Origin of the sequence: Pseudomonas sp. MBLB4136, assembly GCF_051904765.1 — a bacterium.
In the GTDB taxonomy this organism is placed as follows: domain Bacteria; phylum Pseudomonadota; class Gammaproteobacteria; order Pseudomonadales; family Pseudomonadaceae; genus Aquipseudomonas.
The window spans coordinates 4,016,505-4,034,124 of the sequence record NZ_CP196713.1 but is presented as its reverse complement, the minus strand read 5'-3'; the positions used below and the strand labels follow the sequence as shown (position 1 = coordinate 4,034,124).

Sequence of the window (17,620 nt, the reverse complement as noted above, 5' to 3'; positions counted from 1 at the left end):
GGAGCCCCGCCTGAGCGGGGCTTCTTCGTTTCAGGCGTGCTCGCGTGCCAGTAGCGGCTTGAGGAAATAGCCGGTATGCGACTGGGGCATTTCGGCGACCTCTTCCGGGGTGCCGCAGGCGATGATCTGGCCGCCCTTGGAGCCGCCCTCGGGGCCGAGGTCGACCAGCCAGTCGGCGGTCTTGATCACGTCCAGGTTGTGCTCGATCACCACCACGGTGTTGCCGTGGTCGCGCAGGCGATGGAGCACATCAAGCAGCTGCTGGATGTCGGCGAAGTGCAGGCCGGTGGTCGGCTCGTCGAGGATGTAGAGGGTCTTGCCGGTGTCGCGCTTGGACAGCTCGCGACTGAGCTTGACCCGCTGCGCCTCGCCACCGGACAGGGTGGTCGCGCTCTGCCCCAGCTTGATGTAGGACAGGCCGACGTCCATCAGGGTCTGCAGTTTGCGGGCGATGGCCGGCACCGCGTCGAAGAAGCCGCGGGCCTCCTCGATGGTCATGTCGAGCACCTCGGTGATGCTCTTGCCCTTGTACTTCACCTCCAGGGTCTCGCGGTTGTAGCGTTTGCCCTTGCACACGTCGCAGGGCACGTAGATGTCCGGCAGGAAGTGCATCTCCACCTTGATCACGCCGTCGCCCTGGCAGGCCTCGCAGCGCCCGCCCTTGACGTTGAAGGAGAAGCGCCCCGGGCCGTAGCCGCGCGAGCGCGACTCCGGCACCCCGGCGAACAGTTCGCGGATCGGGGTGAACAGGCCGGTGTAGGTGGCAGGATTCGAGCGCGGCGTGCGGCCGATCGGGCTCTGGTCGATGTCGACCACCTTGTCCAGGTGCTGCAGGCCGTCGAAGCTGTCGTGGGCCGCGGCCTCCAGGGTGGTGGCGCCGTTCAGGGCGGTGGCGGTCAGCGGGAACAGGGTGTTGTTGATCAGGGTCGACTTGCCCGAGCCGGACACGCCGGTGACGCAGGTGAGCAGGCCGACCGGCAGCTCGAGGTCGACGTTGCGCAGGTTGTTGCCGCGCGCGCCCTTGAGCTTGAGCAGCTTCTTGCGGTCGAGTGGGGTGCGGCGCTCCGGGTAGCGGATGCGCTCGCGCCCGGAGAGGTATTTGCCGGTGAGTGAGTCGGGGTGGTTCATCACCTCGTCCGGGGTGCCCTCGGCGACTATCTGGCCGCCGTGCACGCCGGCGCCGGGGCCGATGTCGACCACGTAGTCGGCCAGGCGGATGGCGTCCTCGTCGTGTTCCACGACTATCACCGTGTTGCCCAGGTTGCGCAGGTGGGTGAGGGTGCCGAGCAGGCGTTCGTTGTCACGCTGGTGCAGGCCGATGGAGGGCTCGTCGAGGATGTACATGACCCCCACCAGGCCGGCGCCGATCTGGCTGGCCAGGCGGATGCGCTGGGCCTCGCCGCCGGACAGGGTGTCGGCGCTGCGGTCCAGGGTCAGGTAGTCGAGGCCGACGTTGACCAGGAACTGCAGGCGCTCGCGGATTTCCTTGAGGATCTTCTCGGCGATCTCGCCGCGACGACCGCTCAGGTGCAGGTCGCCGAAGTAGTCGCAGGCCTCGCCCACCGGCAGGCCGGTGACCGCCGGCAGGGTGCGCTCGCCGATCCATACATGGCGGGCCTCGCGGCGCAGGCGGGTGCCGCGGCAGTCGGGACAGGGCTGGGTGCTGAGGAACTTGGCCAGCTCCTCGCGCACGCTGGCCGACTCGGTCTCGCGGTAGCGGCGCTCCAGGTTCGGCACTATGCCCTCGAAGGGGTGGGCGCGCTTGACGATGTCGCCGCGGTCGTTGAGGTAGCGGAAGTCGACGTTCTGCGCGCCGCTGCCGAACAGGATGACCTTCTGCTGCTCGGCGGCCAACTCGTCGAAGGGGACTTCCAGGCTGAAGCCGAAATGCGCGGCCAGTGAGCCGAGCATCTGGAAGTAGTAGACGTTGCGCCGGTCCCAGCCGCGGATCGCCCCCTCGGCAAGGGTCATCTCACCGTTGATCAGGCGCTTGGCGTCGAAGAACTGCTTGACCCCCAGGCCGTCGCAGGTCGGGCAGGCACCGGCGGGGTTGTTGAAGGAGAACAGCTTGGGTTCCAGCTCGCTGATCGAGTGGCCGCAGTGCGGGCAGGCGAAGCGCGCGGAGAAGATGATCTCCTCGCCTTCTTCCCCGTCCATTGGCGCCACCAGGGCGATGCCGTCGGCCAGGTTGAGCGCGGTCTCGAAAGACTCGGCAAGGCGCTGCTGCAGGTCCTCGCGGACCTTGAAGCGGTCGACCACCACGTCGATCGAGTGCTTCTTCTGCTTGTCCAGCTTGGGCAGCTCGTCCAGCTCGTAGAGCCTGCCGTTGACCCGGGCGCGGACGAAACCCTGGGCGCGCAGTTCCTCGAACACCGACAGGTGCTCGCCCTTGCGCTCGCGAATGACCGGGGCCAGCAGCAGCAGCTTGCGACCCTCGGGCAGGGCCAGTACCTGGTCGACCATCTGGCTGACGGTCTGCGCCTCCAGCGGCACGTCGTGGTCCGGGCAGCGCGGAATGCCGACACGGGCATAGAGCAGGCGCAGGTAGTCGTAGATCTCGGTGATGGTGCCGACGGTGGAGCGCGGGTTGTGCGAGGTGGACTTCTGTTCGATGGAGATGGCCGGGGACAGGCCTTCGATGGTGTCGACGTCGGGCTTCTCCATCATCGACAGGAACTGCCGGGCATAGGCCGACAGCGACTCGACGTAGCGGCGCTGGCCCTCGGCGTAGAGGGTGTCGAAGGCCAGGGAGGATTTGCCGGAGCCGGACAGCCCGGTGATCACGATCAGCTTGTCGCGCGGCAGGGTCAGGTCGATGTTTTTCAGGTTATGGGTGCGTGCCCCACGGATCAGAATCTTGTCCACAAACAGCGGCCTCGCTTGGCGGGCGGAAACCCTCGAGTATACGGCTCGCCCGCACCCTGCGGCAAAGTGCGTGCCTGTGCCGCAGGCGGGATGGCTGCTAGAATCGCCGGCTTGTTCGAATGGGGCCTTGGTAAATGCACGATCCGCACAGCGAGCGCATGAGTGGCGGCGAGACCCGCGCGGCCGGTGGCCTGGCGCTGGTGTTCGCCTTTCGCATGCTCGGCATGTTCATGGTGTTGCCGGTGCTGGCGACCTACGGCATGGAGCTGCGCGACAGCACGCCGGCGCTGATCGGCCTGGCCATCGGTGCCTACGGCCTGACCCAGGCGCTGCTGCAGATTCCCTTCGGCATGCTCAGCGACCGCATCGGCCGGCGTCCGGTGATCTACGTCGGCCTGCTGATCTTCGCCGCCGGCAGCGTGCTGGCGGCCAACGCCGATTCGATCTGGGGGGTGATCGCCGGGCGCGTGCTGCAGGGCGCCGGGGCCATCTCCGCGGCGGTGATGGCGCTGCTCTCGGACCTGACCCGCGAGCAGCACCGGACCAAGGCGATGGCGTTTATCGGCATGAGCATTGGCCTGTCCTTCGCCGTGGCCATGGTGGTCGGGCCGCTGCTGACCCGCGCCTTCGGCCTGTCCGGGTTGTTCTGGGTGACCGCTGCCATGGCCCTGCTGGGCATGCTGATAGTCGCCGGCCTGGTGCCGCGCACGGCCGGGCCGCTGCAGCACCGCGAGTCCGGGGTGGCCGGGCAGGCGCTGTGGCCGACCCTGAAGCACGCCGACCTGCTGCGCCTGGACTTCGGCATCCTGGCCCTGCACGCCATCCTCATGGCCAGTTTCGTCGCCCTGCCGCTGGCCCTGGTGGAGCAGGGCGGGCTGCCCAAGGAGGAACACTGGTGGGTCTATCTGACCGCGCTGCTGGTGGGCTTCTTCGGCATGCTGCCGTTCATCATCTATGGCGAGAAGAAGCGCCAGATGAAGCGCGTGCTGCTCGGCTCGGTGGCGGTATTGCTGGCCTGCGAGCTGTACTTCTTCGCCTTCGGCGCCAGCCTGCGGACGCTGGTGCTGGGCACCGTGGTGTTCTTCACCGCCTTCAACCTGCTGGAGGCCTCGTTGCCCTCGCTGATCAGCAAGGTCGCACCGGCCGGCGGCAAGGGCACGGCGATGGGCGTGTACTCCACCAGCCAGTTCCTCGGCGCGGCCCTGGGCGGCATCCTCGGCGGCTGGCTGTATCAGCACTACAGCCTGTCGGGCGTGTTCCTCGGCTGCGCCGTGCTGGCCCTGCTTTGGCTGGTCTTTGCTGTTACTATGCGCGAACCGCCTTATGTCACCAGCCTGCGCTTGCCGCTTACAGCCGCGGCATTGCAAGAAGCGGGGTTGGCCGAGCGATTACTGGCAGTGCCTGGAGTGGCGGATGCCGTGGTGGTGCGTGACGAGGCCGCCATCTATATCAAAGTGGATACCCAACAATTGGATCGCATGTCCCTGGAGCGCCTGATCAATTCGGCGCCGGCGACGTGCTGAAAGCCTAGGAGAACGTTATGGCCCGTGGGGTTAACAAAGTCATTCTGGTCGGCACCTGCGGACAGGACCCGGAAACCCGTTACCTGCCCAGCGGCAACGCGGTCACCAACCTGAGCCTGGCCACCAGCGAGCAGTGGACCGACAAGCAGACCGGGCAGAAGGTCGAGAAGACCGAATGGCACCGCGTCTCGCTGTTCGGCAAGGTCGCCGAGATTGCCGGCGAGTACCTGCGCAAGGGCTCCCAGGTGTACATCGAGGGCAAGCTGCAGACCCGCGAGTGGGAAAAGGACGGCATCAAACGCTACACCACCGAGGTCATCGTCGACATGCAGGGCACCATGCAGCTGCTCGGCGGCCGTCCGAGCGGCGACAGTGGCGACAGCGCACCGCGTCAGCAGCGCCCGGCGCCGCAGCGCGCACCGCAGCAGCAGGCGCCGCGTCCGGCCGCACAGCAGCCGGCCCAGCCGGCGGCGGATTTCGACAGCTTCGACGACGACATCCCGTTCTGATCGCCTGAGTTCAGCCTAAATCATGCGAATGCGCCTGATGCTCCTGGGGGGCGGCAATGCGCTGGGACAGGCCCTGATCCGTCTCGGCGCCGAGGAGGACATCGGCTTCCTCGCCCCGCGCCCCCCGGACGCCGGCTGGGATGCGGCCAGCCTGACCCAGCTGCTGGACGACACCCGCCCCGACGCCCTGGTCAACCTGGCGTACTACTTCGACTGGTTTCAGGCCGAGGCGGTCGACAGTGAGCGCCTGGCCGCCCAGGTGCGGGCGGTCGAGCGCCTGGCCGAGCTGTGCCAGCATCACGAGATCCGCCTGTTGCAGCCCTCCAGCTACCGGGTGTTCGACGGCTCGCGGGTCACCGCCTACAGCGAGAAGGAAGAGCCGCAGCCCCTGGGCGAGCGCGGTCGCACCCTCTGGCGCCTGGAGCAGAGCGTGCGCGCGACCTGCCCCAAGCATGTACTGCTGCGCTTCGGCTGGCTGCTGGATGACAGCCCCGAAGGGCTGCTCGCCCGCTTCCTGGCGCGCGCCGAGGGCGAGCAGGCGCTGTACCTGGCCGATGATCGACGGGGCAACCCGACCCCGGTGGACGATGCCGCGCGGGTGATTCTCGCCGTGCTCAAGCAGCTCGACTGTCAGTCGCCGCTTTGGGGCACCTACCACTACGGTGGCCACGAGGCGACCACGGCGCTGGCGCTGGGCCAGGCGGTGCTGAGCGAGGCGCGCAACTACCGCAGCAACCTGGTCGAGGAACTCACCGCCCAGGCCCACGCCGCCCGCCCCGACGTCGCGGAAGAGCCGCAGCATGCGGTGTTGGCCTGCAAGAAGATCTTCCACACCTTCGGCATCAAGCCGCGCTCCTGGCGCGCCGGACTGCCGAGCCTACTGGATCGCTACTATCGCCATGTCATCTGACGCGCCCATCCTGGTCACCGGCGGTGCCGGTTTCATCGGCTCGCACCTGGTCGATGCCCTGCTGGTGCAGGGTTTCCGGGTACGGGTGCTGGACAACCTGTCGATGGGCAAGCGCGGCAACCTGCCCCTGGACAACCCGCGCCTGCAGCTGGTCGAGGGCGATGTCGCCGATGCCGCGCTGGTGAGCGAGACCCTGGCTGGCTGCCAGGCGGTCGCGCACTTGGCCGCGGTGGCCTCGGTGCAGGCGTCGGTGGACGATCCGGTGAGCACCCACCAGAGCAACTTCATCGGCACCCTCAACGTCTGTGAGGCCATGCGCCAACACGGCGTCAAGCGGGTGCTGTTCGCCTCGAGCGCGGCGGTCTACGGCAACAACGGCGAAGGCCAGGCGATCGACGAGGACACGGCGAAGGCGCCGCTGACGCCCTATGCGGCGGACAAGCTGGCCAGCGAGCACTACCTGGATTTCTATCGCCGCCAGCATGGCCTGGAACCGGCGGTGTTCCGCTTCTTCAATATCTTCGGGCCGCGCCAGGACCCGTCCTCGCCCTATTCCGGGGTGATCAGTATCTTCACCCAGCGCGCCCAGCAGGGCCTGCCGATCAGCGTGTTCGGCGATGGCGAGCAGACCCGTGATTTCTTCTATGTCGCCGACCTGGTCGAGCTGCTGCAGCAGGCCCTGTTGGCGCCGCAGGTGGTGAACGGCGCGGTCAACGTTGGCTGGAACCAGGCCACCAGCCTCAACCAGTTGCTGGCCGAGGTGGGCGATCTGTTCGGTGGCCTGCCGCCGGTCAGCTACCTGCCGCCGCGGCCGGGCGACATTCGCCACTCGCGGGCGAATAACCAGCGGTTGCAGGCCAGCTACCGGCTGCCTTCGCCGACACCGCTGCGCCAGGGGCTCAAGCAGCTGCTGGGCCTCGCCTGACGGGCCCGAAACCCGAAGAAGCCGGCGGCGATGCCGGCTTTTTTGTGGGCGCTGGAAGCGTCTAGAACCTGTAGCCCAGGCCGACCATATAGACGAAGGGGTCCACCTCCAGATCGACCTTGACCTTGTCGCCGGCGAGATGGGTGGTGCCGGTGGTGTCGATGTCGATATAGCGCGCCTGGGCGTTGAGCAGCAGATGGTCGCTGAGCATGACGTCGATACCGACCTGGGCCGCCAGGCCCCAGGAGTTGTCCAGATCGAAGCCCTGGAAGCCCTTGGCTTCGGCTTCGCTGCTCAGCTCGCTGTCGAAGAACCAAGTGTAGTTGATGCCTGCACCCACGTAGGGCTGCAGGGGGCAAGTGCCAGCCATGGGGTAGTAGACCAGGCTCAGGGTCGGTGGCAGGTGTTTGAGGCTGCCGAGATTGCCGTTGAGGCCGGCCAGGGCACCGGGCATTCCCTTGACGCCGACGTCGTGGCTGAAGGGGGTGGCGGCCAGCAGTTCGACGCCCAGGTGCTCGCTGAGCATGTAGGCGAAGTTCAGGCCCAGCTGCGTGTCGCTGTCCAGCGTGGCGCCTGTCCCGGCCACCGGTCCCAGCAGCGCATGGTGAATGTCGCCGCTGTCTTCCCGGGCGTCGACCGTGGCGGCGCCGGCGCGCAGGATCAGGTCGCCGGCCTGGTAGGCCTGGGCCAGGGGGGCGGCGGTTGCGGTGGCCAGCAGGGAGAGGGCAAGCAGAATGTGACGCATGGTGGGGCTCCGATCGGATCAGCAGTGGAAAACTGCGGGCAATGTTAGGGAGCTAAGCGAATGCGGCCTTGATCCAGGGCAACGAATGCGCCGGTGGCCGCGTTCGCTTTGTCCGTTGCCTTCATGCTGATTGCGGATGATAATGTTTCTCTTTTTTATCCAAGCCCTAAGGACGAGGACTGTTCCCATGTCCCCTCACGCCCCCCGCGCGCTCGCCGCGGCGCTGCTGCTCGGCAGTGCACCGCTGCTGGCGGCTCCGCTGGACGCCGCGCTGGACGAAAGCCAGCGCCTGGCCGCCGAGGCCAAGGCCTCGCAGGCGCGCATCGCGCAGCTCGATGACGCCAGTCGCGAAATGCTCGCCGAGTACCGCAATGCCCTGCAGCAGGCCGAAGCCCTGCAGGACTACAACAGCCAGCTGCGCGAGCTGGTCGCCGCCCAGCGCCAGGAGCTGGCGGGCTATCAGCGCCAGCTGGACGGCATCGAGCGCACCCAGGAGGCGGTGACGCCGCAGATGCGCCGGATGGTCGAGGTGCTCGGTCAGTTCATCGCCGCCGATCTGCCGTTCCTCCCCGAGGAGCGCGCCGATCGCCTGGCGCAGTTGCAGGAGTTGCTGCCGCGCGCCGATGTCAGCCTGGCGGAGAAGTACCGGCGCATTCTCGAGGCCTATCAGGTCGAAAGCGACTACGGCCGCACCCTGGAAGCCTGGCGCGGCGAGCTGCCGGGTGAGGCGGGCGCGCGCAGCGTCGAGTTCCTGCGCCTGGGCCGGGCCATGCTCTACTACCAGACCCTCGACGGCCACGAGAGCGGCTGGTGGAACCCGCACAGCCGCAGCTGGCAGCTGCTCAATGGAGATGCCCGGCGGCCGCTGCACCGGGCCATCGCCATCGCCCGCCAGGAGCAGGCGCCGACGCTGCTCGAGTTGCCGGTGCGCACGCTGAGCCAGGAGGCAGGCCAATGAGTCTTCGAGTTCTCACCGCGATCTTCCTCGGCCTGCTACCGGCGCTAGCCGGCGCCGCCGAGCCGCTGAGTCCGGATCAACTGTTGCAGCGCATTCGCAGCGAGCGCGCCGCCGAGGTGTCGGCCATGGCCGTCCGTGAGCAGGCCTTCGTCGCCGAGCGTGGCGAGCGCGCGCGCCTGCTGGCCACGGCCAAGGCCGCCTTGCAGGTACAGGAAGCCGAGGCCGCGCGCCTGAAGGCCGAGTTCGACCGTCTGGAGGCCGAACTGGCCACGCAGGAAAAGTTGTTGGCCCAGCGTGCCGGTCACCTCGGCGAGCTGTTCGGCGTGGTCCGCCAGAGCGCCGGCGATGTCGCCGGGCAGTGGCAGGACAGCCTGCTCAATGCCCAGTACCCGCAGCGCCTGCAGCGCCTCAAGGCCCTGGCCGAGAGTCGCAGCCTGCCTTCGGCCGAAGACCTCGAGGGCTACTGGCTGCTGCTGCTCGAAGACCTCGCCGCCAGCGGGCGGATCGAGCAGGTGAGGTTGCCGGTGGTGGCCGCCGATGGCAGCCGCAGCGAGCAGCCGGTGCTGCGTGTCGGCAGCTTCTCCGCCTTCGCCGAGACGGCCTTCCTGCGCTACGACGCCGATGCCGGTGAGCTGCTGGCGCCGCCGCGCCAGCCCGGCGGCCTGGGCCTGGTGGCGGATTACCTGGACGGCGAGCAGGCGCTGGCGCCGCTGCCGGTCGATCCCAGTCGTGGCACTCTGCTGGCGCAGTTGCAGCGCCAGCCGACCCTGTGGGATCGCCTGCAGCAGGGCGGCCTGGTCGGCTGGCTGATTGTCGCCCTGGGGGCCGGCGGCCTGCTGCTGGCGCTCTGGCGCCTGCTCTACCTGGGCCGGGTCGGCCGGGGTGTGAGCGCGCAGATCCGTCAGCTCGGCAGCCCGCGCGACGACAACCCCCTGGGGCGGGTGATCGGCGTGCTCGGGCCCAAGCCGCAGCTGGCCGATCTGGAGACCCTGGAGCTCAAGCTCGACGAGGCGATCCTGCAGGAGACCCCGCCGCTGGAGAAGGGCCAGGGCCTGCTCAAGCTGTTGGCCGCGGTGGCGCCGCTGCTCGGCCTGCTGGGCACGGTGACCGGCATGATCGTCACCTTCCAGGCCATCACCCAGGGCGGTGGCGGGGATTCGCGGCTGATGGCCGACGGCATTTCCCAGGCCCTGGTGACCACGGTGCTGGGGCTGGTGGTGGCGATTCCGCTGCTGTTCCTGCACAGCCTGCTGGCGAGTCGCAGCAAGGGCCTGATCCAGCTGCTCGAGCAGCAGAGCGCCGGCCTGATCGCCCTGCACCTGTCCGGGGCGCCGCGCCGTGACTGACGGCCTCGGCCTATGGCTGCGGCTGCTCGACAGCGGCCATGCGCTGGGCGACTTCATGGCCGCCGGCGGCCCGGTGATGTGGGCCCTGGCCGGGCTTTGCGTGCTGTTCTGGACCCTGGTGTTCGAGCGCTTGTGGTTCATCCGCCGGGTCTTTCCGCGCTGGGTCGGCGAGCGCCGCCGGGCCTGGCGGCAGTTGCTCGGCGAGGACAGCGGCAGCTGGCAGCGCGCGGTGCGCAGCGCCTGGCTGGCCCAGGCCCGGCAGCAGCTGAGCGGGCCGCTGCGCCTGGGCAAGACCCTGGTGGCTTTGTATCCGCTGTTCGGCCTGCTCGGCACCGTCAGTGGCATGATCGCGGTGTTCGACGTGCTGGCGCTCAACGGCACCGGCAACCCGCGCGGCATGGCCGCCGGGGTGTGGCAGGCGACCCTGCCGACCATGGCCGGGATGGTCCTGGCCATCAGCGGATTGTTCAGCCTGGCGCGTCTGGAACGCGACGCCCGCCGGGCCCTCGAGCGGCTGGCCGACCAGCTGCGTCACGACTGAGACTGCCCATCATGAGAATGCGTCGCCATCATCAGCAAGACGAAGACACCGGCATCGACCTGACGCCGATGCTCGATGTGGTCTTCATCATGCTGATCTTCTTCATCGTCACCAGCTCCTTCGTCAAGGAGGCCGGCGTCGAGGTGCAGCGCCCCCAGGCGCAGACCGCCAGCCCCCAGGACAAGGGCAATATCCTCATCGCCATCACCGCCGACGGTCAGGTGTGGATGGACAAGCGCGTGGTCGACGTGCGCAGCGTGCGCGCCCACGTCGAGCGCCTGCGCGTCGACCAGCCGGACGGCGCGGTGGTGGTGCAGGCCGACCAGGATGCGCGCACCGGCCTGGTGGTGCAGGTGATGGACCAGGCGCGCCTGGCCGGGGTGCAGGACGTCGCCCTGGCGGCCAGCACGGGAGCGCTCTGATGCGCCTGGCGCTGTCGTTCCTCGGCGCCTGCGCGGTGGCCTTGGCGCTGTTCGCCCTGATGCTCTACATGGTCGCGCCACCGAGCAGCCAGCCGAGCGATGCGCCGGTGACCGTGGCCAACTTCGTGCGCCTGGACGGCGAGTCGAGCCAGGCCGCCACCCGCAGCCGCCAGCAGGCGCCGCAACCGCCCCAGGCCCCACCAACCCAGGCGCCGCCGGCACCCACGCCGCTGGCGGCGGCGCCGAGCGCCACGCTGCCGACCCTGGACCTGCCGCTGCCGAACCTGAGCAGCGCGGTCAGTTTCGCCAGTGCGCCGACGCCCAGCCTCAATGGCCTGGCGGCCGCGGCGACGAGCGCGGCGGCGCCCGGTGCGGCGGCGGGAAGCGAGGCCGCCGGCCAGCCGGGGGCGGTGGAAAGCGAGGTGATGCCGCTCAACGACGTCAGCCCGGACTACCCGCGCTACGCCCTGCAGCGCGGCATCCAGGGCCACGTCAAGCTGGCCTTCACCATCAACCGGGCCGGCGCGGTGGAGAACTTGCGGGTGCTCGAGGCCAGCCCGGCCAATGTCTTCGAGCGCGAGGCGCGCCGCGCCGCGGTGCGCTGGCGCTTCGCCCCGCGCACGGAGAACGGCCTGGCCGTGGCCCGCGAAGCGGTAAAGACCCTGTATTTCCGTCTCGAGGAAGGAAGCTGAGATGCGTCATCTATTGCTGATCGGGCTGCTCTGCGTGGCGGGTGCCGTGCAGGCCGCCGCGCAGCGCGTCGAACCGGCGGTGCTGCAGGCCCTGAATGCCGCCCAGAGCGCCCAGCAGCAGGGCGACCATGCCGCCGCCCGGCGTGCCCTGGATGGCGTCGAGGCCCGGCCCGGCAGTCTGGAAGAGGCGCTGCTGTGGCGCAGTCGTGGCTACCTGGCCTGGGCGCAAGGGCAGCACGCCGCGGCCATAGACTGGCTGGCGAAGGCCCTGGGCAGCGGCAAGCTGGCCGCCGACCTGGTGGCCGCCGAACAGTTGAACCTGGCCAGGCTGAACCTGCTCGAGGGCCGCTATGCGCAGGTGGTGGCTCTGCTCGCGCCGCAGCAGGGCGCCGCCGACGAAGAGCGCCTGCAGCTGCTGGTGCAGGCCTATCAGGGCCTGGGCCAGGCGGCCAAGGCCCTGCCGCTGGCCGAGCGTTACGTCCAGGCCCATCCGCAGGCGGAGGACAGCTGGCTGCAGTTTCTCGTGGCGGTGAACGCCGACCTCAAGCGCTACCCGGCCGCCGAACGCTGGCAGCGCCAGCTGCTGCTGCGCGCGCCCGAGCAAAGCCAGCGCTGGCGCCAGCTGGCCGCCCTGCAGCAGCTGGCCGGCGCGCACGCCAAGGCTTTGGCGACCCTGCGCACGGCCCACAGCAAGGGCCTGGCCTTCAGCGCCGGCGAGCTGGACAACCTGGCGCTGCTGGCCGGCGCGGCGGAGCAACCCTGGCAGGGCGCCCAGCTGCTGACCGGCATGCTCGAAAGCGGCCTGCTGCCGCGCACGCCTGAGCGCGAGGAACGTCTCGCCCTGCTCTGGTGGCAGGCCCGCGAGCGTGGCGCAGCGGCGGCGCTGTTCCGCGAACTGGCCGGGCGCACCGGCAGCGCCCGGCACTGGCTCAACCTGGCCCAGCTGGAACTGGAGCAGCAACGCTGGCGCGCCGGCCTGGCGGCCCTGAACAAGGCCGAACAGGCCGGCGCCGAGCGCCGCCAGGTCCGCGCCTGGCGCGACTGGGCGCAGCAGGAACTGGCATTCGCGCAGCAGGACCGCCTGGCGAGCGCGCGCTGAACTCGGCAGGTGCGATAGATGATGGCGCAGGGCGGTTCAGCCTCAGGCCCAGCCCGTGGAGCGAAGCGGCATTGCGGGCAGGGACGAGCCGCGCCGGGCTCGGGATGAACGACTTGCGCTACTGGGACTTCACGCGTGCCAGGGCGGTACTCAGCCGTCCTCCAGCTCATAGGCGTAGATCTTGTGCGCCTGCATCTGGTAGCCGGCTTCGGCCAGTTCGCTGCTACTCGCCTCGACCTGCAGCGGGCCCTCGATCCAGAACGGCTGGTAGAGGGCGTCGAGCAGCACGCCCAGTTCGCTGGTGACGTGGACGATCTGGTTCGACGGTGGCGGCGGCACGTGGATGCAGGCGCCGAAGTAGGGCACCAGGAGGAATTCGGTGACGCGGCCTTCCTCGCTGACATCCAGCGGCACTATATAGCCGGGCAGTCTCACCGCCTGGCCGTCGAGTGCCTTGACCACCGGGGCGTCCGGCGCCTGTTGCCTGGCCGCTGGCGCCGATTCCGCCGCCAGGGCGTCGGCCAGCTGCGACAGGTCGTGCATGGGCAGCGGCTCGCTGATCTGCGGCGGGGCGTCGGCGGGGATCAGCTCGGACCAGGTCAGCTCGCGCACCGCCTCGGCCCAGGACGGCAGGGCGAGGGCGAACAACAGGGCGAGAAGCAGGGGGCGGGACATGCGGGAGCCTCACAGGCGAATGGACAGACCGTCGGCGAGCGACTGCCGATAGGCGCGCCAGGCCGGCACGCCGCCCATCAACAGGGCGGCGCCAAGGATAGCGCCGAGCAGCGACCACTCATAGGGCGTCGGCGCATTCAGCGGCAGGTACAGGCCGTAGTGGGCCTGCACGGCGCCCTGGGCGGCGGCGATGCCCAGGTACAGCAGGAACAGGCCGAGCAGCAGACCGGCCAGGGCCAGGGCCAGGGCCTCCAGCACCAGCAGGCCGGCGATGTGCCAGGGACGGGCGCCCACCGAACGCAGGATGGCCATCTCCCGCCGCCGTTCGTTGAGGCTGGTGAGGATCGCCGTGAGCATGCCGATCAGCCCGGTCAGCACGACGAACAGCGACACCACGAACAGCGCCTGTTCCGCCGTGCCCATCAGGCTCCACAGCTCCTGCAGGGCGACCCCGGGGAGGATCGCCAGCAGCGGCTCGCCGCGATACTCGTTGATCTCGCGCTGCAGGCCGAAGGTGGCGATCTTGCTGTTCAGCCCCAGCAGCATCGCGGTGATGGCCTCGGGCTGCAGGTCCAGGGTGCGCGCCTGCTCGGCGGAGATCCTCGCCGCGCCGCGCGCCGGCATGCCGCTGCGCCAGTCGAGGTGCAGCGCCTGCATGCCGGCCAGGGAAATGTGCAGGGTGCGGTCCACCGGCGTGCCGGTGCGGGCGAGGATACCGACCACCTTGAACGGTTTGTCGTCGTGCTTGACCAGGCTGATGCTGGCCACGCCGTGGGCCAGCACCAGTTCGGCGCCGAGCGGGTAGTCCAGCGCCTCGGCCACCTCGGCGCCGAGCACCACCTCGAACGGATCTCGCTCGAAAGGCCGGCCCTCGGCCAGCTGCAAGTGCCGGCCGCGGGCGTAGCGATAGTGCTCGAAGTAGGCGGCGCTGGTGCCCAGTACCCGGTAGCCGCGGTGCGAGTCGCCGAGGGAGAGGGGGATGGCCCACTTCACCTGGGGGTGTGCGGCGATGTGCTGGAAGCTGTCCCAGCGGATGTTGTTGGTGGCGTTGCCGATGCGGAACACCGAGTACAGCAGCAGGTTGACGCTGCCCGAACGCGCCCCGACTATCAGGTCGGTGCCGCTGATGGTGTTGGCGAAACTGGCCCGCGCCTCGTTGCGCACCCGTTCGACGGCCAGCAGCAGGCACACCGACAGGGCGATGGCGAAGACCGTGAGCAGCGCGGTGAAACGGCGGTTGGCCAGGCTGGCCAGGGCAATGCGCAGCAGGTGCATCTCAGGCCTCCCGGGGCGCGGCGGCGCGGTTGAGCTCGGCCAGCGACAGGCTGCGGTCGAACAGGTGGGCCAGGCTCTGGTCGTGGCTGACGAACAGCAGGCTGGCCCCGGCCGTGCGGCATTCGGCGAACAGCAGCTGCAGGAAGGCCTCGCGGGCGTCGTAGTCCAGGGCCGAGGTCGGCTCGTCGGCGATCACCAGTTCCGGCTGGCCGATCAGCGCGCGGGCGGCGGCGACGCGCTGCTGCTGGCCGATGGACAGCTCGCCGGCGCGCCGCTCGAGCAGCTCGGCGTTCAGCCCCAGGTGGTCGAGCAGGGCGGCGGCAGCGCCGTCGACGCTGCCGTGACGCTGGGCGGCGCGCTGGCTGCGCAGGCGCGAGAAGCGGCAGGGCAGCTCGACGTTCTCCCGCACCGAGAGGAACGGCAGCAGGTTGAATTGCTGGAAGATGTAGCCGGTGTGGTCGACCCGGAAGCGATCGCGGGCGCCGGCCGACAGCTTGCCCAGGTCCTCGCCGAGCAGCTCGATGCTGCCGCGCTGGGCGCGCTGCACGCCGCCCAGCAGGCCGAGCAGGGTGGTCTTGCCGCTGCCGCTGGGGCCCTTGAGACACAGGCTTTCGCCACGTTGCAGGGTGAAGCAGGGGATGTCCAGCAGCTCGGCCTGGCCGGGCCAGGCGAAGCCGAGGTTGGACAGCGTGATCAGTGCTGAACTCATGACCAGGCGGCCGGGTTGCCCCGACCGATCTACTGCGAATAGGTGAACTAGAGGCTCAAGGTCGGCGCGGCTGGGCTCAGCTCGGCGCCTTGCTGGCCGTTTGGGCCGATCAGTTGTACCTGAATTTTCTCGGTGGCGGGAAAGCGCTTGAACAATTCGCTCAGGTCCAGCCGTTGCAGGGCTTCCGGCTGCTGGCACCGGAGGCGGTAGTGGGCATGGATCTCACTGTGTTCGCCGCCGTGCTCGGGTGCCTGGCTGTGATCGTGGTGGTCGTGCTCGTCGGTGACGAACAGCGGGCTCTCCAGGTTCTGCTCGGCAACCGTGCAATCGCCGGCGCCTAGATCGAACAGCGCCACGGGCTGTTGCAGCAGGCCGTGGGCCGCGGCGACTTTGGCGCGGTCGGCGGTGCTGGCGGCGGCATGTTCGAAGCCGACCAGGTTGCTGGCCGGACTGCGCAGCTCCAGTTCCAGGGTCTGGCCGTCCAGCACGGCGTTAAGCTGGGCGGCGCCGTGCTCGTGGGCGGCCAGGCTGGCGGGCTCGGCGTGTTCATGGGCGTGCTCGGCATGTCCGTGATGGGACGCGGTGGCCTGGGCGAGGGCCAGGGGCAGCAGGGTAAAGGGCAGGGCAAGCAGCAGGCGGTGCATAGTGGTCTCCGCGAAGGCACTAAAGTTGTTACGTTATAACGAATTTAGGGCGCCGCTGGCCAGTCCCTTGGCCGGACGGAGGCGACGTGGGAGCATGACGGCTGAGCAATCGAGGGCGACAAGATGCTGCGTATCCGTGGACGTATCGGTGACTGGCCGGTGGACCTGACCCTGGAGCTGGATGCCGAGGACTGGGCGCAGCTGGCCGAACACCTGCCGGCGGCGGCCGCTGCCGTAGAGCCGGCCGACGCGAGGCGGTCGGGCGCGCAGGGCAGCGATGCGCTGTGGCGCACCACCCTGGACCTGCTGCGCGAGGCCGGGCGGGTCGAAGGACCGCAGCTGCTGGCTCAGCTGGCCGCCCTGGCCGGCGGCGAGGCCGCGGGCAAGCGCCTGCTGGTGCGCCTGCGCCATTGCCCCCAGGTACGGGTGGAAACCGCCACCGACGCGCCGGTCTATCACTGGCAGGGCGACTAGCCGGCCTGGTCGATGCGCACCCCCGGCGCGCCGCGCTGCAGCATTTCGCGCAGGTCGTCGGGGACGCTGACCTTGTGCAGGGCCGTGCTATCGACCATGACGTAGGTCACTTCGCCCTTTGCCAGCAGGCGCTGGTCCTCGTGGCGCAGGATGTCCACCTGCAGGCTGTAGGAGCTGTTGCCGATGCGCAGCGTCTGCACCTGCAGTTCGAGCACCTCGTCGAAGCGCGCCGATGCGCTCCAGTCGATGTTCAGGCGCACCACCTGGGTGTCCAGGCCTCGCTCCAGCAAGGCCCGATAGCCGCCGAGCAGCGCCCGGTAGAACTCCCCGGCGGCCAGGTCGATGTAGTCGGCATAGCGGGCGTTGAACACCACCTGCTGGGCGTCGCACTCGGCATAGCGCACCCGCAGCAGCAACTGAAAGGGCGGCTGCACTTTAGTAGATCGCCTGGTACAGCTTGCGCCGGTAGCTGGTCACCAGCGGGTGGTCGTTGCCGAGCAGGTCGAACACCTGCAGCAGGCTCTTGTGCGCCACGCCGTCGGCATAGCCGCGGTTGCGCACGAACAGCTTGAGCAGGGCATCCAGCGCCGCCTCGTACTGCTGGCGCGCCAGTTGCTGGATGGCCAGCTGGTAGGCCGCCTCGTCGTCCTCGGCGTTCTGCGCCAGGCGGCTCTTCAGGCTGGCGACCTCCGGCAGGTCGGCGGCCTGGCGCAGGAAAGTCAGCTGGGCGCGGGCGCCGGCCAGGGCCTGCTTGTGTTCGTCGCCCTTGACCGCATCGAGCACGGTCTCGGCTTCGCCGAGCTCACCGCGCTCGGCCAGGCAGCGGGCATAGAGGATCAGCGCGGCGGCGTTTTCATTGTCTTCGATGAGCAGCTGCTTGAGCAGGTTCTCCGCCTCGCCGATGCGGCCGTCGGCGAACAGCTCCCGGGCGCTCTGCAGCAGGTCGGCCTGGGGTGGTGGCGGCTCGGCGACGTGGGGCTGGAGCATGGCGCGGATCGCCGACTCCGGCTGGGCGCCGGCGAAGCCGTCGACCGGCTGGCCGTCCTTGAACAGCACCACGGTGGGCAGGCTGCGGATGCCGAAGCGGGCGACGATCTCCTGCTCGGCGTCGCAGTCGACCTTGGCCAGCAGCAGTTCGCCCTGATAGCCCTCGGCGATCTGCGCCAGCAGCGGCATCAGCGCCTTGCACGGGGCGCACCATTCGGCCCAGAAGTCCACCAGTACCGGCTTGTGAAAGGAGTTCTGGATGACCAGCTGCTCGAAGTTGGCGGCGCCGGATACGTCAAAGATATAAGGGGTGTCGCTCAT

General features: G+C 69.2%; 19 protein-coding genes. 11 read left to right on the top strand and 8 right to left on the bottom strand.

Annotated elements, in window-relative coordinates:
• Window positions 1-30 precede the first annotated feature (30 nt).
• Window positions 31-2,865: an excinuclease ABC subunit UvrA gene (uvrA, locus tag ACSX1D_RS18495; RefSeq protein WP_439859901.1), complete on the bottom strand. Its 2,835-nt coding sequence runs from the start codon at window positions 2,863-2,865 to the stop codon at window positions 31-33.
• A 134-nt stretch (window positions 2,866-2,999) separates the two neighbouring features.
• Here uvrA and ACSX1D_RS18490 point away from each other — a divergent pair, with 134 nt between their 5' ends.
• From ACSX1D_RS18490 to ACSX1D_RS18475, 4 genes are read left to right on the top strand one after another with little or no spacing between them, the layout of a single operon-like run.
• Window positions 3,000-4,388, top strand: a complete 1,389-nt coding sequence (locus tag ACSX1D_RS18490) for an MFS transporter (RefSeq protein WP_439859900.1) — start codon at window positions 3,000-3,002, stop codon at window positions 4,386-4,388.
• Window positions 4,389-4,405: 17 nt separating this feature from the next.
• Window positions 4,406-4,897, top strand: a complete 492-nt coding sequence (locus ACSX1D_RS18485; protein WP_439859899.1) for a single-stranded DNA-binding protein — start codon at window positions 4,406-4,408, stop codon at window positions 4,895-4,897.
• Between the two features lie 22 nt (window positions 4,898-4,919).
• On the top strand, window positions 4,920-5,807 hold the full coding sequence (locus ACSX1D_RS18480; RefSeq protein ID WP_439859898.1) for a sugar nucleotide-binding protein: 888 nt from the start codon (window positions 4,920-4,922) through the stop codon (window positions 5,805-5,807).
• Window positions 5,797-6,732, top strand: coding sequence for an NAD-dependent epimerase/dehydratase family protein (locus ACSX1D_RS18475; protein ID WP_439859897.1), 936 nt, complete (start codon window positions 5,797-5,799; stop codon window positions 6,730-6,732). The genes ACSX1D_RS18480 and ACSX1D_RS18475 overlap by 11 nt, the downstream gene beginning before the upstream one ends.
• Before the next feature lie 61 nt (window positions 6,733-6,793).
• On the opposite strand, the gene ACSX1D_RS18470 is transcribed toward ACSX1D_RS18475, so the two are convergent.
• Entirely contained in the window at window positions 6,794-7,477 is a 684-nt protein-coding gene (locus tag ACSX1D_RS18470; protein WP_439859896.1) for an OmpW/AlkL family protein, read from the bottom strand.
• A gap of 187 nt (window positions 7,478-7,664) precedes the next feature.
• On the opposite strand from ACSX1D_RS18470, the gene ACSX1D_RS18465 reads away from it, so the two are divergent.
• The 6 genes from ACSX1D_RS18465 to ACSX1D_RS18440 are packed head-to-tail and all read left to right on the top strand — an operon-like array spanning window position 7,665 to window position 12,535.
• Complete coding sequence (locus ACSX1D_RS18465) at window positions 7,665-8,435, top strand: DUF3450 domain-containing protein (protein ID WP_439859895.1); 771 nt, start codon at window positions 7,665-7,667, stop codon at window positions 8,433-8,435.
• Window positions 8,432-9,781, top strand: coding sequence for a MotA/TolQ/ExbB proton channel family protein (locus ACSX1D_RS18460; RefSeq protein WP_439859894.1), 1,350 nt, complete (start codon window positions 8,432-8,434; stop codon window positions 9,779-9,781). Before ACSX1D_RS18465 ends, ACSX1D_RS18460 begins: the two co-directional genes overlap by 4 nt.
• A gap of 55 nt (window positions 9,782-9,836) precedes the next feature.
• Window positions 9,837-10,322, top strand: a complete 486-nt coding sequence (locus tag ACSX1D_RS18455) for a MotA/TolQ/ExbB proton channel family protein (protein ID WP_439862366.1) — start codon at window positions 9,837-9,839, stop codon at window positions 10,320-10,322.
• Window positions 10,323-10,333: 11 nt separating this feature from the next.
• Window positions 10,334-10,744 carry an ExbD/TolR family protein gene (locus ACSX1D_RS18450; protein ID WP_439859893.1) on the top strand — a complete coding sequence of 137 codons (411 nt, stop codon included), beginning with the start codon at window positions 10,334-10,336 and terminating at the stop codon, window positions 10,742-10,744.
• Window positions 10,744-11,436 (top strand): energy transducer TonB, encoded by a 693-nt coding sequence (locus tag ACSX1D_RS18445; RefSeq protein ID WP_439859892.1) that lies wholly within the window; start codon window positions 10,744-10,746, stop codon window positions 11,434-11,436. The genes ACSX1D_RS18450 and ACSX1D_RS18445 overlap by 1 nt, the downstream gene beginning before the upstream one ends.
• A 1-nt stretch (window position 11,437) precedes the next feature.
• Window positions 11,438-12,535 carry a hypothetical protein gene (locus ACSX1D_RS18440; RefSeq protein WP_439859891.1) on the top strand — a complete coding sequence of 366 codons (1,098 nt, stop codon included), beginning with the start codon at window positions 11,438-11,440 and terminating at the stop codon, window positions 12,533-12,535.
• Between the two features lie 150 nt (window positions 12,536-12,685).
• On the opposite strand, the gene ACSX1D_RS18435 is transcribed toward ACSX1D_RS18440, so the two are convergent.
• From ACSX1D_RS18435 to ACSX1D_RS18420, 4 genes are read right to left on the bottom strand one after another with little or no spacing between them, the layout of a single operon-like run.
• Complete coding sequence (locus tag ACSX1D_RS18435; protein WP_439859890.1) at window positions 12,686-13,210, bottom strand: DUF3299 domain-containing protein; 525 nt, start codon at window positions 13,208-13,210, stop codon at window positions 12,686-12,688.
• A gap of 9 nt (window positions 13,211-13,219) precedes the next feature.
• Entirely contained in the window at window positions 13,220-14,485 is a 1,266-nt protein-coding gene (locus ACSX1D_RS18430) for an ABC transporter permease (RefSeq protein WP_439859889.1), read from the bottom strand.
• Window position 14,486: 1 nt separating this feature from the next.
• Window positions 14,487-15,194: an ABC transporter ATP-binding protein gene (locus tag ACSX1D_RS18425; RefSeq protein WP_439859888.1), complete on the bottom strand. Its 708-nt coding sequence runs from the start codon at window positions 15,192-15,194 to the stop codon at window positions 14,487-14,489.
• A 47-nt stretch (window positions 15,195-15,241) separates the two neighbouring features.
• The gene (locus tag ACSX1D_RS18420) at window positions 15,242-15,838 is read right to left on the bottom strand and encodes a DUF2796 domain-containing protein (protein WP_439859887.1); all 597 of its coding nucleotides are present in this window, start codon (window positions 15,836-15,838) and stop codon (window positions 15,242-15,244) included.
• 123 nt (window positions 15,839-15,961) lie between these two features.
• Here ACSX1D_RS18420 and ACSX1D_RS18415 point away from each other — a divergent pair, with 123 nt between their 5' ends.
• Window positions 15,962-16,312 (top strand): hypothetical protein, encoded by a 351-nt coding sequence (locus ACSX1D_RS18415; protein ID WP_439859886.1) that lies wholly within the window; start codon window positions 15,962-15,964, stop codon window positions 16,310-16,312.
• Here the strand turns inward: ACSX1D_RS18415 and ACSX1D_RS18410 are convergent.
• Both ACSX1D_RS18410 and trxA read right to left on the bottom strand, forming a co-directional pair.
• Window positions 16,309-16,746, bottom strand: coding sequence for an acyl-CoA thioesterase (locus ACSX1D_RS18410; RefSeq protein ID WP_439859885.1), 438 nt, complete (start codon window positions 16,744-16,746; stop codon window positions 16,309-16,311). The genes ACSX1D_RS18415 and ACSX1D_RS18410 overlap by 4 nt on opposite strands.
• 1 nt (window position 16,747) lies before the next feature.
• Window positions 16,748-17,620 (bottom strand): thioredoxin, encoded by an 873-nt coding sequence (gene trxA, locus ACSX1D_RS18405; RefSeq protein WP_439859884.1) that lies wholly within the window; start codon window positions 17,618-17,620, stop codon window positions 16,748-16,750.

What these genes read in the sequence shown, in the direction of transcription:
- ACSX1D_RS18490 (WP_439859900.1), top strand. Translation starts at nt 3,000, where the DNA reads ATGCACGATCCGCACAGCGAGCGCATGAGTGGCGGCGAGACCCGCGCG.
- ACSX1D_RS18485 (WP_439859899.1), top strand. Translation starts at nt 4,406, where the DNA reads ATGGCCCGTGGGGTTAACAAAGTCATTCTGGTCGGCACCTGCGGACAG.
- ACSX1D_RS18480 (WP_439859898.1), top strand. Translation starts at nt 4,920, where the DNA reads ATGCGAATGCGCCTGATGCTCCTGGGGGGCGGCAATGCGCTGGGACAG.
- ACSX1D_RS18475 (WP_439859897.1), top strand. Translation starts at nt 5,797, where the DNA reads ATGTCATCTGACGCGCCCATCCTGGTCACCGGCGGTGCCGGTTTCATC.
- ACSX1D_RS18470 (WP_439859896.1), bottom strand. Translation starts at nt 7,477, where the DNA reads ATGCGTCACATTCTGCTTGCCCTCTCCCTGCTGGCCACCGCAACCGCC.
- ACSX1D_RS18465 (WP_439859895.1), top strand. Translation starts at nt 7,665, where the DNA reads ATGTCCCCTCACGCCCCCCGCGCGCTCGCCGCGGCGCTGCTGCTCGGC.
- ACSX1D_RS18460 (WP_439859894.1), top strand. Translation starts at nt 8,432, where the DNA reads ATGAGTCTTCGAGTTCTCACCGCGATCTTCCTCGGCCTGCTACCGGCG.
- ACSX1D_RS18455 (WP_439862366.1), top strand. Translation starts at nt 9,837, where the DNA reads ATGGCCGCCGGCGGCCCGGTGATGTGGGCCCTGGCCGGGCTTTGCGTG.
- ACSX1D_RS18450 (WP_439859893.1), top strand. Translation starts at nt 10,334, where the DNA reads ATGAGAATGCGTCGCCATCATCAGCAAGACGAAGACACCGGCATCGAC.
- ACSX1D_RS18445 (WP_439859892.1), top strand. Translation starts at nt 10,744, where the DNA reads ATGCGCCTGGCGCTGTCGTTCCTCGGCGCCTGCGCGGTGGCCTTGGCG.
- ACSX1D_RS18440 (WP_439859891.1), top strand. Translation starts at nt 11,438, where the DNA reads ATGCGTCATCTATTGCTGATCGGGCTGCTCTGCGTGGCGGGTGCCGTG.
- ACSX1D_RS18435 (WP_439859890.1), bottom strand. Translation starts at nt 13,210, where the DNA reads ATGTCCCGCCCCCTGCTTCTCGCCCTGTTGTTCGCCCTCGCCCTGCCG.
- ACSX1D_RS18430 (WP_439859889.1), bottom strand. Translation starts at nt 14,485, where the DNA reads ATGCACCTGCTGCGCATTGCCCTGGCCAGCCTGGCCAACCGCCGTTTC.
- ACSX1D_RS18425 (WP_439859888.1), bottom strand. Translation starts at nt 15,194, where the DNA reads ATGAGTTCAGCACTGATCACGCTGTCCAACCTCGGCTTCGCCTGGCCC.
- ACSX1D_RS18420 (WP_439859887.1), bottom strand. Translation starts at nt 15,838, where the DNA reads ATGCACCGCCTGCTGCTTGCCCTGCCCTTTACCCTGCTGCCCCTGGCC.
- ACSX1D_RS18415 (WP_439859886.1), top strand. Translation starts at nt 15,962, where the DNA reads ATGCTGCGTATCCGTGGACGTATCGGTGACTGGCCGGTGGACCTGACC.
- trxA (WP_439859884.1), bottom strand. Translation starts at nt 17,620, where the DNA reads ATGAGCGACACCCCTTATATCTTTGACGTATCCGGCGCCGCCAACTTC.